Origin of the sequence: Streptococcus sp. HMSC073A12 (genome assembly GCF_001812815.1) — a bacterium.
Lineage (GTDB): Bacteria > Bacillota > Bacilli > Lactobacillales > Streptococcaceae > Streptococcus > Streptococcus vaginalis.
On sequence record NZ_KV810527.1, the window covers coordinates 136,914 to 153,325 of the forward strand.

8 protein-coding genes are annotated in these 16,412 nt (G+C 35.9%); all 8 read left to right on the plus strand.

The genetic code is table 11. From position 1 onward, the window contains the following. Positions 1–17: 17 nt before the first annotated feature. The 8 genes from HMPREF2876_RS01465 to HMPREF2876_RS01500 all read left to right on the plus strand — a co-directional run bounded on the left by HMPREF2876_RS01465 (position 18) and on the right by HMPREF2876_RS01500 (position 16,401). A complete protein-coding gene (locus tag HMPREF2876_RS01465) occupies positions 18–6,032 on the plus strand; it encodes a PBECR4 domain-containing protein (protein WP_261674192.1) in 6,015 nt (2,004 codons plus the stop codon). A gap of 364 nt (positions 6,033–6,396) precedes the next feature. Further along, entirely contained in the window at positions 6,397–8,151 is a 1,755-nt protein-coding gene (locus HMPREF2876_RS01470) for a type IA DNA topoisomerase (RefSeq protein WP_070584003.1), read from the plus strand. Beyond that, positions 8,148–9,983, plus strand: a complete 1,836-nt coding sequence (locus HMPREF2876_RS01475) for an AAA family ATPase (RefSeq protein WP_024052235.1) — start codon at positions 8,148–8,150, stop codon at positions 9,981–9,983. The genes HMPREF2876_RS01470 and HMPREF2876_RS01475 overlap by 4 nt, the downstream gene beginning before the upstream one ends. An 88-nt stretch (positions 9,984–10,071) precedes the next feature. Next, complete coding sequence (locus HMPREF2876_RS01480; RefSeq protein ID WP_024052234.1) at positions 10,072–10,419, plus strand: TrbC/VirB2 family protein; 348 nt, start codon at positions 10,072–10,074, stop codon at positions 10,417–10,419. A 13-nt stretch (positions 10,420–10,432) separates the two neighbouring features. Then, the gene (locus HMPREF2876_RS01485; protein ID WP_070584005.1) at positions 10,433–11,491 is read left to right on the plus strand and encodes a hypothetical protein; all 1,059 of its coding nucleotides are present in this window, start codon (positions 10,433–10,435) and stop codon (positions 11,489–11,491) included. 18 nt (positions 11,492–11,509) lie between these two features. Further along, a complete protein-coding gene (locus HMPREF2876_RS01490) occupies positions 11,510–12,244 on the plus strand; it encodes a peptidase (protein WP_070584008.1) in 735 nt (244 codons plus the stop codon). A 24-nt stretch (positions 12,245–12,268) separates the two neighbouring features. Continuing rightward, positions 12,269–16,066 (plus strand): SspB-related isopeptide-forming adhesin, encoded by a 3,798-nt coding sequence (locus tag HMPREF2876_RS01495; RefSeq protein WP_070584010.1) that lies wholly within the window; start codon positions 12,269–12,271, stop codon positions 16,064–16,066. A 149-nt stretch (positions 16,067–16,215) separates the two neighbouring features. Beyond that, a complete protein-coding gene (locus HMPREF2876_RS01500; protein ID WP_024052230.1) occupies positions 16,216–16,401 on the plus strand; it encodes a helix-turn-helix domain-containing protein in 186 nt (61 codons plus the stop codon). Positions 16,402–16,412: the final 11 nt, after the last annotated feature.

The following is a 16,412-nucleotide window of genomic DNA, read 5'->3' on the forward strand; positions in this document are numbered from 1 at the left end:
GAGAAAGGAGTTTAAATATGGTAAACGAAACAACCTCGAAATCAGCAAATTATGGTAGTAAAAGTCGAAAAGAAAGGGTAGATTTAGCTCGTTCACGTGATATTTTGGATGTTGCGGAACAATTAGGAATGGAATTAGAAAGAGCTGGTCGTGATTATCGTTGGAAAGAACATGATAGCTTAGTCATTACTCCAAACAAAAATGTTTGGAAATGGTTTTCTAGAGATCAGGGCGGTGATGTGATTGCTTTGGTTGAAACAATAAAAGAAATCAATTTTAATCAAGCAATTGATTATTTAAATGATGGTGTCTTTAAAACATTTGATTATAGTGGAAAGCAAGAGAAACAAGAACCGTTCCGTTATCTTATGGAAAAATATGAGCATCCTGACTTTGAAATTGCTAGAAACTATTTAAAAAATGAAAGAGGTCTTTCTGATGAAACAATCAATTTCTTTTTAACTTCTGGAAAAATGGCAGAAGCTACTAGAAAAAAGGGAGATTATTTTGAACCTGTCATTGTCTTTAAGTATAAAGATTTAGACGGGAAGCTAGTTGGTGCTAGTTTGCAAGGGATTGTAGAAAATCGAGTTCAACATCCTGAACGTGGTCGTTTGAAGCAAATTATTCAAAATTCAGATAGCATGCAAGGATTTAGTGTTGATGTAGGAAATCCTAAACGCCTTGTTTTTGCAGAAAGTTCAATTGATTTAATGAGCTACTATCAAGCAAATAAAGATCATTTGAATGATGTACGCTTAGTGGCTATGGATGGTTTAAAAGAATCAACAGTAGGCTTTCATTTGGGTCAATTACAATCAGAGTTATCAGGACGACCGCTTAATTGGTCACGTGAACAATTGGCAGATGGTGTCAATATTGCAGCTCAGAACGGATTCTTCAAAGATGGAAAACGTTCTGATATGATTACTTTAGCAGTGGATAATGATACTGCAGGTCACAATTTTATTACGAATTTTCTAAAGAAAGAAATTCCTATTCAAATTGATATTCCGCCAATCTTATATCGAAATCGGGACAAAGCGGATTGGAATGATTATCTCACCCGACCAACCACTTCTGGAACAGCAATCTATCATGTTTATAGTTTTGATAGAGAGAATGAAGATTATCATTATCATGGCTATTATCCTGAAGAACTAGCCGTTTTTAAACAAAAAGAATTGACTTCTGATAAAGTAAAAGTAGTGACTTCTAAAGGAATTTTAATGAAAGAGGAAATAGAACCTTTGATAGCTTTTACTGAAGGGTTACTACAAGATCGTGCAAGCCAAAAAGAAATAGAAAAATTAACACCTCCTCATCTTCAAGTAGAATTTAACTTTTCTGAAAATCGTAAGATTTCGGAGACATTTTCTTCAGGAGAAAGGATCTCCTACAAAGATTTTGTAAATGTACTTTACGAAGAAAATGACTGGACTATAATATCTTCATTAAAGAAAGGGTATGATAAAACCTACTTTGCTTTACTAGATGAAAAAGGGAATCGTTTAACAGACAATCTTCGTTTTGATATTGGTAATGAAAGGAACACAATAGCCGAGGATTTGAAAGACTACAATCTACCAGCTGCCTATCTTGAATTAGCTCAAGAAGCAGATCGTAGTTACGCTAATCAAATTAGTTATGGTAGTTTGACTGGCAATATTAAAACATTAACAGAGAGTGTTCAAAATAAGATTCAGAGAGGACAATTAAGTATTCATTTATCTGACGAGGTTTACTTCTATACTTTAGTCAACTATACAGGTTGGAGCTACCCAATGCAGCAACTGAGACCGGAAGCGTTAGATGCACTAAAAGAGCATCGTTCTTTCTTTGAAAGTATTAACGAAACGAATATTGAGCGTTTCAAAGAAAAAGGCACACCCGAACAAAATCAAATGTACCAGTTATTAAAAGGGATTCAAAAAGAACTAGGACGTTCTGACACCTCTACTATTTTCTCAGAAGAGGTCGCAATCAGTGCTTACAATCTTAACAAACGGATAGATAGTCTAACAGCAGAGAATTGGGGTAAGTCTATTAGTGAGCCACTAAACAGCTTAGGGCGAGATACATGGAATATTCTTAGCTATCCTGCAAATCAGATAGATACACCAAATAATAACTATTTTTATCAGCTAGTTCCTTATCACTTGTTAGAATATCTTGAACATTCTACTGGACAAACTGAAATTTCAGTAGATGTATATGAACAAATTCTAGATAAATTAAAAGATAGATCTGTAGAAGTGATTTCCCCAGAAAAGGACATTGCTCAAGAGGAGGGGCTGCTAAATGAAGACTCATTGAAAAATATTACACAAGAAAAGGATCAGAAAGACAATAGCCGTTTGGCTCAAGCTCAACGAAAATTAAATCGTTTAAAAGGAGAATTGGATAACTCAATTCAAGCGGCTCAAGAACATCAAAACTTAACAAACGGTCAGCCAATGAATGATAAGCGAAATGGAGCTGCATTCTTTAAAAAACAAGAGCAATTGGAAAATAAGGTCTTTTCTACAATGGATGAAATTAAAAAGCAAGAAGAGAGAGTAGAAAAGTTGCAATACCAAAAAGAACTCAAAGAAAAAGGACTTAACCGTCAGGGAAATGGTCTTGAAATGAGTGTACCAAATATTCCTAAAATTAGAGAAGAAATCGAAAAAGCTGATCGTGGAGAATCAATGTTTACTAAAGAGACCATTAAACGTTATCGTCAGGAACTGGAACGATTAGAAGCTGCTCAAAATAAAGCAGAAGGTGTGACTATTCAGTCTGCAGCTCAATCTCTAATTGATGAAGGACTTGTCAATCAATGGCAAAAACGACCGGATACTTATTTTGTGAAAGGTCTGAGAAGAGTTGCATTAGAGATGACTGAGGAAGGAAACTTCCAAATCTCTTCTAATTGGAAGTATCAGCCAAAAACAGAAGATGAGAAGAATAAAGTAGAGGACTTGCTGAATCGTCAGTCTCTTCAGCGGGAACATATTATTAAAGAACATGTTGAGGTGAAACCGCAATTACAAGTTGCTTTTGCTTTCTCGGAAAATCAGGTTCTATCGAATAAGTATCATGAAGGTGATATTGTCCTTTATCAGGAGTTTGTAAAAGATTTCTATCCTGAAATGATTCGTCGCCGTACAGAATCAGTCGCCTTGCAAAATGGCTATGATAAAACTTACTTTGCTTTATTAGATGAGAATAACAACGAACTTGTAAAAGATATTCGATTTGATTTAGGGGATCCGACCACTAGATTATCAGAGGAATGTGAAAATTATTTATCTCCTAAATACCTAACCATTGCAAAAGAGATTGATCAAAATTATTTTGGCGATCAATCATCTATCCAAGTAACTGAAAGCATCAAAAAAGCTCCTGAGCAAGCTCAAGAGCAAATGGTTGATAGGACCAATGGTGGCACGGGTTCTTTACAGCCCGAAGCTGAAGGTAGCACCTCACCCGTACTTGAAACAAGTACCTTTGAACGGTCTGTTACCAGCCGCCCTACATCATCCTATCCTTACTTACATTTTACCACAAATTATGTGGAAGTGCAAAAAAGAATAGGAAACTATCATCCAATAACACCAGTAGATTTGAAGCGGTTAAATCAATATGCACCATCTATTCAATCTACAGCACGCTGGTATTTAGATGAACTTGCAGATAGTAAGATTATTTTTATCTATGCAGATAGAGGAATTGAAAATATCTTAGAAGTTACTTTCCAAAAAGAAAACTTTATTCATCTATCAGGAATTAGACCTTTTGAAGAAGGAAAAGGAGCTGCAGACTTTTTGGAAGATTTTGCGTCTGGTTATGGTTCTTATGATGGAGTGTTAATCAGTAATGCAATTAAAGATAAATTGCAGGTTCTTCCCATGCTGCAGGATATTTTAGAACCACAATCATTTGTTTTAGATGATTTAACTAGTGTTGAAAAACTGCATAATCTGAACATGAGCGAAGCCATTAAATCAAAGGATGAAGATTTTCTTCTGTTGTTCAAAGATACAGGAAACGAGAAGATACCAGCTTCTTTGATGAAATTAAAAGGAGAATTGGCAACCAATGTACAAGAGTTGACTGAAAAGACAATTCTTGGTATTTACCGTGAACGTAATGGTCAAATAGAGCAACTGGCTATCAATGACGATTATGTTAAGGATGATGGCAAGGAAATGTTGTCAGTCTTAAAAAATAGACAATACGAAGAAATTCTTGAGAGAATCGAGCTACAAAATGAACAACTTTTTCAGCTGGAAAATCAAAGTCTTAATCAGGAATTAGGGAAAGACTTAGACAGATCTTTGAATGTTATTGAATCGGTATCAGAAGACGCTGAAATGGGTCAAGAAGTCTCCGCAATCTCTCCCAAGCAAGAATTAAAAGATGGCTTGGCAAGACGTGTTGAAGAGATTACAAAACAAACCCAAAAAGAGGCTTTATTAGCTTCAATTCCTGAACTTCAGGAGAAATTATCAAGAGAAGGTGATTTGATTGGCTCATCTCTGACAAATGGGGGCGTGCTCTATACTCATCAGGAAGCATTTGGAGATGACTATCAATTAGAATTAGCTGTTCATAGTTCAACTGCTGTTGAATCTTTAACAGAACAGCCAGCTCCTTGGAGTTTAGCTGTTTTAAAAGATAATCAAATACTTGGCTATCTAGCTTATGGTAGTGACTGGGGAAATGACTTCCAAATTGAGGATAATTTAGAAGGCTTAGTTGAACAGATTCTTTCAGAAGAAGTTTCTAAAGGTCTCTATTCACAAGAAGAAGTAGATGCTTTCTTGAAAGAAAACCAGTTTGGTGAGAATCAACAAAAGAGTCAAGTTGAAGAATTTTCTTCAGATGTTCCATTTGATTATGCGAAGGCTTCTGCTTATGAACTAAGTGAAATAGCTTTTCAAAAGATTCGTGAGTTTACTCAATCACCAGAAGAGTTAGCTCATTATATGGATTTTATGAGTAAATTTCCAACTCTATCTCCTAGAAATGCTGCCTTAGTTCAAGCACAATGGCCGGGAGCAAATGCTGTAGCAACCTTTAATCAATGGAAAGCGTTAGGAGAAACATTAGGAATCAGTTCTGATGATGTTGTTCAAACAACTAATACTTTTACTAATAAGAGGACAGGTAACAGTCAAGAGGTAACTAAACAAACCTTGTCTGTCAAAGCTGGAGAACATGCACAAATCACTCTTTTTCGTCCAGTAATGGAAGAGATGATTCCGGTTTTTGATGAGAATGGGAAACAGGTAATCAATGGTAAAGGGCATCCAAAATTTAAGAAGAAAAAAGAAGCTTCTTTAGAAGAAAAACAATTGATTGCTGAAGGAAAACTGAAGGTTGTTCGATTTCAGGTACGAGATTTGTTGAAGGGACAAGGGAAATTCACCTTGTATAAAGTATTTGAACTAAGCCAAACAAATCTAAAACCAGAAGCTTATCCTAAAGCGATGCCGAATCGTCATTACAACTTTGAAACAGACAAAGTTAAAACAAAAGAAGTTCTACTAGGACTTCAAGACTATGCTCAAAAGCTTGGAGTTGCTATTTCAACAGATGAGCATCATGTTTTAGGAAATGCTAAAGGTGCTTTTTATCCAAATGACCAGAAAATCTTATTAAATCCTGATAATTCAATCGGAGAGAAAATTGGTACAACGATTCATGAGTTAGCTCATGCTACGCTGCACAATTTTCATGAAGGAAAAAAAGAGGTCTTTCTTTCATCTGGAAGAAAAGAGTTGGAAGCAGAAATGACCAGTTACTTGGTTTCTAAGCATTTTGGGCTAGATACCAGTGAAGAAGCCATTCGGTATATGTCGCATTGGACGAATCAATTGAAGGATTTGAATGATAAAGAGTTAAATCAATCCATGACTCGTATTCACAAGACTGTTTCATGCGTTATAAAAAGTGTTGAGAAACACACAAAACCTTATCAGTTGAATAAAAATAGAGGACAGAATTTCGGCTCTCGATTTCCAAACAAAAGTTTAAAAATGTAAAAAATAGGTACTCCTTTTTTGGAGTATCTTTTTTATTTTTTCTGGTTTGTCCCATTAAAAACAAAAAAATCATTATCCTTTAAACTAATGTTAAAAAATGAAAGGAGCCAAAATGGATATAGAGGATAAACTTAAAAGAAAAAATATTAAGTTAGCTAAGGAAGAGGAAGAATCGGAGAAATTCATGGAGTATTTAGGTATATTTTATTTTCTATACTGTCTCCTCCTTCTTATCATTGCAGCGTTATGGCAGTGGGTCACGAGTTTGAGATGAACTAGACCATGAGCGCTACTACTATAATGATGGAATCGTCACTTAATATGGCTGTAAATTTAGCCTTTCATTCAATCCAAAGGAGAAACAATGATTACCGTTTTATTAGCAGAAAAAGATGATCAGGCGGCAACCTATGCAGCTGCATTAGGAGAAGGTCGCAAAAAAGGAATGACATGGATTGTTCAACAGAGTCCTTACCTTGAAGGAGAAATTCATATCGTTGCAGCAGAAGGACACTTATTTGAATATGAACCTCCAAATAACAACTGGGATTTAGAAAAACTCCCTTTACTAGATGTATCTTTTAAACAGCACTTAAAAGACGACAAGAAAAGCAAGAATCGTTTTAATGTTATCTATCAAGAAGTTAAAAAATCAGATCGTGTTCTTATTGGAACAGATTCTGATCGTGAAGGAGAACGGATTGCTTATTCTATTCTGTCTCATATTCCAGGAGGAAAAGAAAAAATTTGGAAACGATTGTGGGTTCACTCTATGACCACAAAAGGTTTACAACGCTCTTTTCAAAATTTAAGAGATCCAACAGAGACTTATAACTATTATTTAGAAGCAGAAGCCCGTGCGCAAAGTGATTGGTTAGTAGGGATGAACTTATCCCCTTTTGTAACCTTGTCCCTTCAACATTCAGGAAAAGTCTTACGAAAGAAAGAAAATCTTTTTTCAGTTGGTCGTGTTCAAACACCTACAGTTCGGATTTTATGTGAAAACGATATTAGCATAAGAAATTTCGTTCCACAGACTTATTGGAAATTACAGCTAGAAGATAAGCAAACGGGTATCGTCTTTTCAAACTCTGAACCTTACTATGATAGCGAAGAAGTATTTAAAATAGCTAGAAACTTGTCAGAGATTTCTACAGTTTCTTCAATTGAATCAGAAGAACATGTAAAGGCAGCCCCTCCTCTATTTTGCTTGTCTGACTTGCAGGGGTATGCTGCTAAGCGTTGGAAGTTTGATGCTTCTATGACAGAGCAGTTAGTAGAGAGGCTTTATCTTAAAAAATATTTGTCTTATCCTCGAACGGATAGTCGCTATATCACTCAAGAAGAATTTGATTATCTATCAAGTAATATAACTGCTTATCAACACGTATTGCAATGCCCTTTTGAGGTGGCACACCCTGAAGCAAGAAAAAACTATGTAAATCCTGAAAAAATTGGGGAAAACAGTCACTATGCGCTGATTCCAACTGAAAAAATTCCTGATCTACTTTCTTTAACAGCTCAAGAACGATTGATTTATGAGGCAGTCACAAGAAGAACTATTCTAATGTTTGCGGAAGATTGTCGTTATGAAACAACAACTGTTCAATTGAAAAATCAAGGTTTAGAATTTGTGACACGTGGAAGAAGGATGGTTCGTTTAGGTTGGGGAGAGTGGGCGAATCAAACTATTCGAAAAGATGTCTTCTTGCCTCATTATCAAGTGGATCAAAAAGTTCCTAGTATCATTTCCGTTTGTGAAGAAGTGACAAAACCAACTAAACGCATTACAGAAAGTCAGTTGATTGGTTCTATTTTTTCAAAATATGGTATTGGAACTCCAGCTACAAAGGCAGCTATTATTCAGACGATTCAAGATAGGGGGTATGTCACAAAAGATAAGAAAACAGGTCAATTTACACCAACGAATAAAGCTTATCTCCTAATTAACTTTTTATATGATAATGAATTTTCTAATCCAGAAACAACAGGGGGATGGGAAAATTTCTTATCTCAAATTGGTGAAGGAAAAATTAACCCACGAGAATTTGTGGATGCGATTAAAGAAAAATTGAAGAAGCAGATTGTAGCTACTGAGGAAAGAGGTGAGAGCAGTTGAATCAGGCATCAAAGACTCCTTTTTTAGACCAATTTACAGAGAATTTATCTCAAAAAATTAGTCAAAAGCCAAAGGATTATCAAGTGTACGGAAGAGAAGAAGAAATTCAAGCTGTTATTATCTCTCTTTGCAGACGAACGAAGAATAATCCTATTTTGATTGGTGAACCTGGAGTTGGGAAAACAGCAATTTTAGAAGGATTAGCTTTGGAAATCTTACAAAATCGTGTTCCCGAAACATTAAAAGGCTTAACTGTCCGTTCCCTTGAATTGTCTAGTTTAATGAATGAGAGCGAAGGAAGTTTTATCACAAAACTGAAAAACATCATTGATGAATTAAAGAAAACTCCTGGTCAAAATCTACTCTTTATTGATGAATTTCATACAGTGGTCGGTGCTGGGAGTCAGAATGGAGAATCACTAGATGCAGGAAATGTTTTGAAACCTTCTTTGTCTCGTGGAGAGATTCAGTTGATTGGTGCTACTACATTAGATGAATTTCATGAGTATATTGAACAAGATCGTGCTTTGGAACGCAGAACCCAACCAATTCTCATTAAAGAGCCAACAATTGCACAAGCGATTGAAATTGTGGGGCAAGCAAAAGAAATTTATGAAGACTATCATAATGTTTCAATCAGTCATGAAGCTGTTTGTCAAGCCGTGAAACTATCTACCCGTTATATTCCCGATCGCTTTCTTCCTGATAAAGCTTTTGATTTGATTGATGAGGCTGCTACTATAGTTTCTTCAAAGGGACAAGAATTTGTTACAGAACAGGAAATAGCAGAAGTGCTGAAGAAGCAAACTGGTATTCCAGTAACTACTGTTTTAAAGGGAAACAAAGAACGCTTAGATTCTTTAGAAGAAAAGCTTCATCAGCGAGTAAAAGGACAAGATGAAGCTATCAAAACTGTTGTAGAAGTGATTAAAATTAGTCAAGCTGGAATGCAAGACGAAAACAAGCCAATTGGATCTCTTCTTTTCTTAGGAACAACTGGAGTTGGGAAAACAGAATTGTCAAAAGCTCTGGCTGAAGGATTATTTGATGATGAAGAAGCGTTGATTCGATTTGATATGTCAGAATACTCTCAAAAAGGTGATGTCACTAAATTGATTGGAGATAGAAATCGTAGGAGTAAGGGACTTTTAACAGAAGGAGTCAAAAGAAAACCTTATTCCGTCATTTTGCTTGATGAAATTGAAAAAGCTCATCCAGACATCTATGATCTTCTTCTTCAGGTGATTGATGATGGTCGATTAACGGATGCGACCGGAAGATTAGTCAGTTTCAAAAATACTATTGTGATTATGACAACGAATATTGGTCAAGAAAAGCTTTTGACAAAAGCTGCTATGAAAGGCAGTCTTCGTCATTTAACAGAACGGGAACAAATTCAATTTGAAGCTAGTATGGAAATTGAACTCAAAACAGAATTTCGCCCTGAATTTTTAAATCGGATTGAATACAAAGTGATTTTCAATTTACTCGAAAGAGAAGATTTAGAAGAAATCGTGGAGAAAAATATGAAAGAAATCGAGGAGCGAACGAATAAAAAGGGATTGTTCTTATCTTATGACCCAGCTGTTCTGGATTATTTAGTAGATATCGGAACAGATTCTAAAAATGGTGCTCGTCCACTTGAACGATTATTGAAAAGAAAAATTCAAGCTCCTATTTCAGATATTATTTTAAAACTTCCGAATATAAAAGCCCATCAGTACGTTGTTCATATTCAAGTAGAAGGAGAAAAAGAAGAAAGTAATCCCCGAAAAGACCCACGTCAATTGCAATTTAATGTTTTAAATCAGTCAAACTATTTATTCAACTGAAAAAATTTTTCTGATTTGTCCCATTAAAAACAAAAAAATTATTATCCCTTAAAATAAGGAAGTCAAATGAGAATAAAGGAGGAAAATCATGAAATCATATTTGACAACACAACTAACTAAGGTGAGAAATAAAAGTAAAATCTATTTCTCCTCCCTTGCTCTTTTCTTAACAAGTGTATCTGCTCATATTGTGTATGCAGCAGATCCGTTTGAAAAAAGTAAAAACCTTGCACAACAAGGAATCACTAAAATACAAGGTATTAGCATTTTTCTATTTGGACTGGGACTTGTTTTTACTGGTCTTGTCTATAGCTTAGGAGGACGAGAAATAAAAGCAGCTATTAAAAAGCACTGGTTAGCCATTGCTATAGGTATCATCGTTGTATCTACTGGTCCAAGTATTGTAGAGTGGTTTTATAACTTTGTTAAAAGTTAGAAAGTAGGTAGTTATGGCATTTAAACTTCTAAATAAAGCAAGGAAATGTCCCATAAAAGATGAATTATTTGTGCAAGTTACCTGGACTCCTAACAACTCTCCAGCAGAAGATGAAAAGCTAAATTCTTTAATAGAGGAGCTAGATGAGAATATTCTAGCTGAAGGTCAATTTCATTTTGATGAAACCCTTCCTTACCTCACCTTTTTACAAGCAGAAGTTCTTTTTCAAGAAATGAAGCGAGAATATGAATCATTTCTGATTGAAAAAGTTTCTGTTTGTCGAAGAGAAGGTGGAGGAATTACAACGAAAGGAGAAGTATTTGTCCAACCTCTTTTGATAGATGCCAGTTATCAAAATTTGTTGCAACCTTTAATGGAATCTATTTTGACAACACCTGACTTCTCTACATATAGCTATGATGAAAAAAGAGATTATTTTATCAATCAAGTTTTTCCTAGCTATCGAGCTAGTTTAGATGTTAGCGAGACTTCTCTTCCACTGTTTCCAAGTAAAGAAGAAGTCCATAGTAAAGGAAGCATTCGTAGCCCTGAGGTTTCTATTCAAAGAGATGAGTTTCATCAACAAAAGCAATCCTCTCATCCTATGAAAAAAATTTATCTTACTTTGGGAATAACTAGCCTATTACTTTGTTTATCTTTAGGGATTAACATTTGGATATTAACTAATCAAAGTCAAATGACTCGACAAGTTCAGTTTTTGCATCAAGAGTTAGAAAAAACGACTCAATTACAAAAACAAGAACATCGGTTGGATGTTTTTAGTCGTTACTTTATACCAAGTTACTATTCTAATAACAAACAGTTATTAACTGATTTTTTGGATAAAGGAAATGCAAAATATACAGTTCCAAAAGAAGGAACCTTGCAATCTGTTATTCTGGAAAAAATCAGCTATGAAGCTGGTGAATATACGGCAACCTATGTTCTTGCCTCAAAGCAAAATAATGGAATCAAAAGCGTTCGATTAACACTCGTTGCCAAAGAAAAGAAATCCAGCCCCTATGGCTTTGTCATCACTAAAGAGCCAATAGAAACAACTTATATAAAATAAAAGAAAAGGAAAATCTAAATGAAGAAAAATAAACTATTAACAATGCTAAGTATTTCAACGATTGTATTGGCAAATGCCGGAATGGTCTTGGCGGATGCACCAGTCGTTCCAGTAGATCCAAGTGCTTCTACTGAGGTGACTCCAAAGCCTGAAACACCAGCAGAGCCAAGTCTTCCAGTTCCAGAAACTCCAAGTGAACCTTCAACAGAACCAGAAAAGCCAGCTGAACCGACTCCGGAAAATCCTGGTACAAAACCAAGTGATCCGGTTGTTCCTTCAAATCCGACAAATCCTTCTACGGAACCTTCAACAGAACCAGAAAAGCCTGTTGAACCAGCTCCGAACCCAAGCACACCTTCTTCAGAAGATAAGAAGGATGAAGAAAAACCCAAAACAACGGATGAAGCAAATCAAGCTGGTAAAAGCCAAATTGGAACAACCTCAACTGCTACAGGTCAAGTGGTGCAAGATGTAGCACCAAACAAACCAGTCACGACAAATTTAGGAGTTACAATTGTCGGAGTCCAAAATAGTAATCCGATTATTGCAAATGCAGACGGTACAACTTCTATTGTTTCAGCTGCTTCCATTGGAGCAACAGTTAATCCGGATCAAACGGTTTCCGTAACAACCGCTTCAGGTGAATTAAAGACATTACCTAAAACAGGTGAGAAAGCTTTCATTAGTTCTCTGCTATCATTGATTGGTCTATCTTTGCTTGCAGTAGGAACAAAATTAAAAAAATTATTTTAATAAAATTTAAGGAGAAATCAAAAAATGAAATCAAATGAAACAAAAACGTATGGCTCTATTCGCAAAATCAAGGCTTATGGTACTTGCGGAGTTATTTTAGGACTTGCTGCTTTGGCTGTTGCGACAACTAATGGTGTACAAGCAGATGAAGTCGCTAAAACAGAGCCTACAACGGTTGCACCCGCAAATACAGCTACTAATTTGCCAGATAGCCAACCAGTCAAAACAGCTGAACAACAAAATCAGTTGAATCAAGCTGGTCGAGCACAAGGAAATGTAACTGTACAGGTTGATAATAGTCAAGTGAATCAGGCAGCTCAAGCAGCTAAAAAAGAAGGTGTGGAAGTGGTGCAAGACGCTCCCGTTGATAAGGGGACAACGAATACGCTTGCTGAAACACAAAAAGCGCAAGCTGAAATTGCGGCAGATCAAGCAAAACAAAAAGCAGCTGTTGAAAAAACAACAGAAGATTATGTAAAAGCAAAAGCTGACCATGCAAAAGCAGTAGAAGCAACGAAGAAACAAAATGATCAGATTGTTGCGGATAACAAAGCCTTGAAAGAAGCACACGACAAAGCTGAGAAAGCAGGTCAAGATGTCAATCAAGCTGTTTCAACGGCAAAAGATAAAGTAAAGGCAGAATTTAAGGATGCGAAAGTATCTGAAAGTACAAAAGCAATCAAAGTGGAAGCGACCAAAGATTCTTATGACGCTTATACTAAAGAAGTTGAAAAAGTAAAAGCGGATAATCAGAAGTCAACTGACACTTATATTGCGGAAAAACGTCAGGAAGACAAGGATATTGCGGATACGAAAGCTTATAATGAAGGTGTTCGGAAGCGTAACGCAGAAGGCAAAGCAAAAGTAGAAGCAGAAAATGCTGCTATTGATGATTTCAATAAAAATGTTGCTGAGCACAATAAAGCAGAAGATGCTCGTGTTGCAAAAGAAAAAGCAGAAGCAGAAAAGAATAAGAAAAAAGATGGTTATTTGAGTGAAGTCGTTTCACAAGGTCTTGTTTTTAAAAATGAAGCTGACGCTCATATTGATGTAAAAGGTGCTGATAGTTACATTAGTGCTAAAGGTTTGCATGAAGCATTCAAAGATATTACAAGAATTATGGGTCTTGGGGAGGATCAATTACAACAATATGTAACATACTTCTCTTTACCAGATGCAAAAGATTTAAAACTTAGTACAGACCCAAGTCGTTTAACTTCAAATTTTGAATTGTATAAAGCTAAGGCAGGTTTTGTCTTTGGGGGAGAAGGTAATCAGTTTGGTGCAGTCAACTCTAAAGTTGGTAAAACAGTTACGGTTACTTATACAAATCTAAAAAGCTCGTCGTATAAAGGTAGAGCTATCTCTAAGATGGAGCTAGATGTTACCGTTAAGCCTACCTCTGAAAATATCCAAGATGATGTGGTCTTTGGTTTTTCTAAAAATCCAGCCAAGGGTATTGAAGTAGCAGCTCGTTATAAAGATACTGATAAAGATTATAAGTTAGACCTTAGTTTAAGAACTCGATTCTATGATGCAGATGGAAATCTTATTAACTTTGAAGATAATAAAGATAATCCTAATGAAGCAAAAGGTCTTTTGTCTCTATCAAGTTTGAATGCTTATAAGAATCACGTAGAGACAGCTCGTCCATCAGATACTGCTCGTTTCATTCAGATTTCAGGTTCTTCAATTGTTAAGCACGATAACGGGTTGGTTTATTCAAATGAGAAAGATAATTCAAATGGTAATCATTTCGGATTAAACCAACATAACATTATTGATAGTACTACCAGTCCTTATTATTGGTATCTTGCGGGTGCTTTAGCCTTGAAGGGTACTAACCCAGAATATGGCATTACAGTTACATCTTGGGATAAATTAGGTGATCGTAAGGGTGAAGGTCGTTTTACACCATCTATTTGGTTTACGGTAACAAGTGAACTTGCAGCAACTGGTGTTCCAACTCGCCCTCAATATAAAAAACCAAAAGAACGTAAGAACTTCACACCAGAAAAATTAAAAGAAGCTCCAACTCCAAAAGCTAAATTGAATTTGGTAACAGTGAATGGTGTTCCAGCTCCAACTTATAAACCAAATGAAAAGATGCCAACACCGCCTGTTGTTCCAACAGTGCATGTGCATGATTATAAATTATCTACTCGTCCGCAAGTACAAAAAGCAGTTGAAAATGCGGATAAGGTAAACATCAATGGTCAGTATGTGGCTAAGAATTCACTAAATCGGTTTGTTTTGCAGACAGAAACGTTACCTGCAGGTCGCAAGCCAATCAATCAATTAGTTTTTAATGACCACTTACCACAAGGATTTAAAGTGGATTTGGAAAAGACAAAAGAAGCGAATAAAGGTTATGAGGTCGCTTATAGCGAGAAGGAAAACTTGTTGACATTTAAGGCAACCACAGCTACTCTTACCTCGGTTAATAAAGATTTAGCTAAAGAGTACAAATTAGCTGATTTATCTGTTTGGGGTCGTCCTCAAAATGATGCTGCAGATTATGAAAACGTCTTTGAAATGGTCGTGAACGGTGGTGGTTCAAATGGTTATGTGCGCAAGTCAAATAAAGTCCTGATTCATACACCAGGAAAACCAGATCCAAATAAACCAAACGATCCAAAAAATCCAAATCGTGATCCACTAAAACCAGAAAAGCACAATTACAATGCTGCTGGAACATTGGTAGATGGCAAAGAAATGCTTCCTGAAGGAATCAACTACTACATTTCTAAGTGGGCGAATCGTCCAAATAAGGGTGATAAATCTGGTAAAGAAGCGATTGCGAAAGGCTTTGCATACATTGAGGACTACCAAGATGATGCAGTAACACCGCTCGAAAGTCGATTCCAAGTGAAAGATGCTGAAGGTAAAGCTGTGAATGGATTGAAGATGTATCATGTTTTAGATTGTAAGACACTCTCTAAAGCTTTAAATGATATGATTGATCGTTCAGGTATTTCTCCAAAAGGAGCATTTTACATGTGGGTTGCGGAAAAACCAGAAGAGTTTTACAAAGCCTACGTTCAAACAGGTATGGACTTATTCTTCCATACTCCAATGCAAAACAAAAAAGGCTTTACAGGTAAATACACGAATCAAACCTTCCAAGTGCAATTTGGTAACGGCTACTATTCAAATGTAGTAGTCAATCATGTACCAGAGCTGAAAGTCCAAAAACGAGTTTACAATAAATTAGGTAATGGTCAAAATCTGGATGGTAAATTGATTAAGCTGGGTGATAAATTCTATTACTATTTAGATGGAGCTAAGTTGCCTGCTAATCGTGGTGAAGTACTCAAAGAATATCGATTCTTTGATGATTTTGACCAAAAAGGTGATGAATTTACTGGCGAATATAAAGCTCTTGCAGGGGTTGACATCAAATTGAAAGATGGTTCAGTGATTAAGGCAGGTACAGACTTGTCACAATATGCAGAATTGAAGTATGACAAAGCCAAAGGAATTGTCGAGATTTCTATGAAGCAAGACTTCTTAGATAAAGTAGATAATGCGTCTGAATTTGATGTAGATGCTGCGATTCAAATGAAGCGGATTGCTTCAGGTACATTTGAAAACACCTACAAAAATGTGGTAAATGGTCATGAAATTGTTTCTAATACGGTTAAAACAACTACACCTGAACCAGAAAAACCACAACCTAAGAAACCAACTCCAGCTCCAAAAACACCAGCCCCAGCTTTACCACAAACAGGAGAACGTAGTTCAATAGGTTTAGTAGCACTTGGTTTGAGTATGCTTGCAGGATTTGGATTGTTCGGACTGAAAAAACATAAAGAAAATTAAAAAGAAAATCTGATAAACTCTTAGCTTTGATCAGACAGGTGGAGCAAGCTAGGCGTTTTGCCTAGCTTTTCTTTTTGGTATCGGTTGAATTCATTATTTTTGTATCGTATAATAAAGTTATCCATCACAATAGGAGTCATTTTATAAGCATGAAAAAAGAAATTGAAGAATTATTAAAAAGTGGGCGTACTGCCTATAGTATTGCAAAAGAATCTGGTATTGATGTGACTGCGATTCAAAAATTTATGAATGGTCAGCGAAAAATCGGGAATATGACTTTAGATACAGCAGAAAAGTTGATAAAAGTCATCAAAAATTCTGAGCAAGACACTTGACATTATAAGAC

Excerpts from the sequence above, each read along its gene's own strand:
- HMPREF2876_RS01465 (WP_261674192.1), top strand. The coding sequence starts at position 18 with ATGGTAAACGAAACAACCTCGAAATCAGCAAATTATGGTAGTAAAAGT.
- HMPREF2876_RS01470 (WP_070584003.1), top strand. The coding sequence starts at position 6,397 with ATGATTACCGTTTTATTAGCAGAAAAAGATGATCAGGCGGCAACCTAT.
- HMPREF2876_RS01480 (WP_024052234.1), top strand. The coding sequence starts at position 10,072 with ATGAAATCATATTTGACAACACAACTAACTAAGGTGAGAAATAAAAGT.
- HMPREF2876_RS01485 (WP_070584005.1), top strand. The coding sequence starts at position 10,433 with ATGGCATTTAAACTTCTAAATAAAGCAAGGAAATGTCCCATAAAAGAT.
- HMPREF2876_RS01490 (WP_070584008.1), top strand. The coding sequence starts at position 11,510 with ATGAAGAAAAATAAACTATTAACAATGCTAAGTATTTCAACGATTGTA.
- HMPREF2876_RS01495 (WP_070584010.1), top strand. The coding sequence starts at position 12,269 with ATGAAATCAAATGAAACAAAAACGTATGGCTCTATTCGCAAAATCAAG.
- HMPREF2876_RS01500 (WP_024052230.1), top strand. The coding sequence starts at position 16,216 with ATGAAAAAAGAAATTGAAGAATTATTAAAAAGTGGGCGTACTGCCTAT.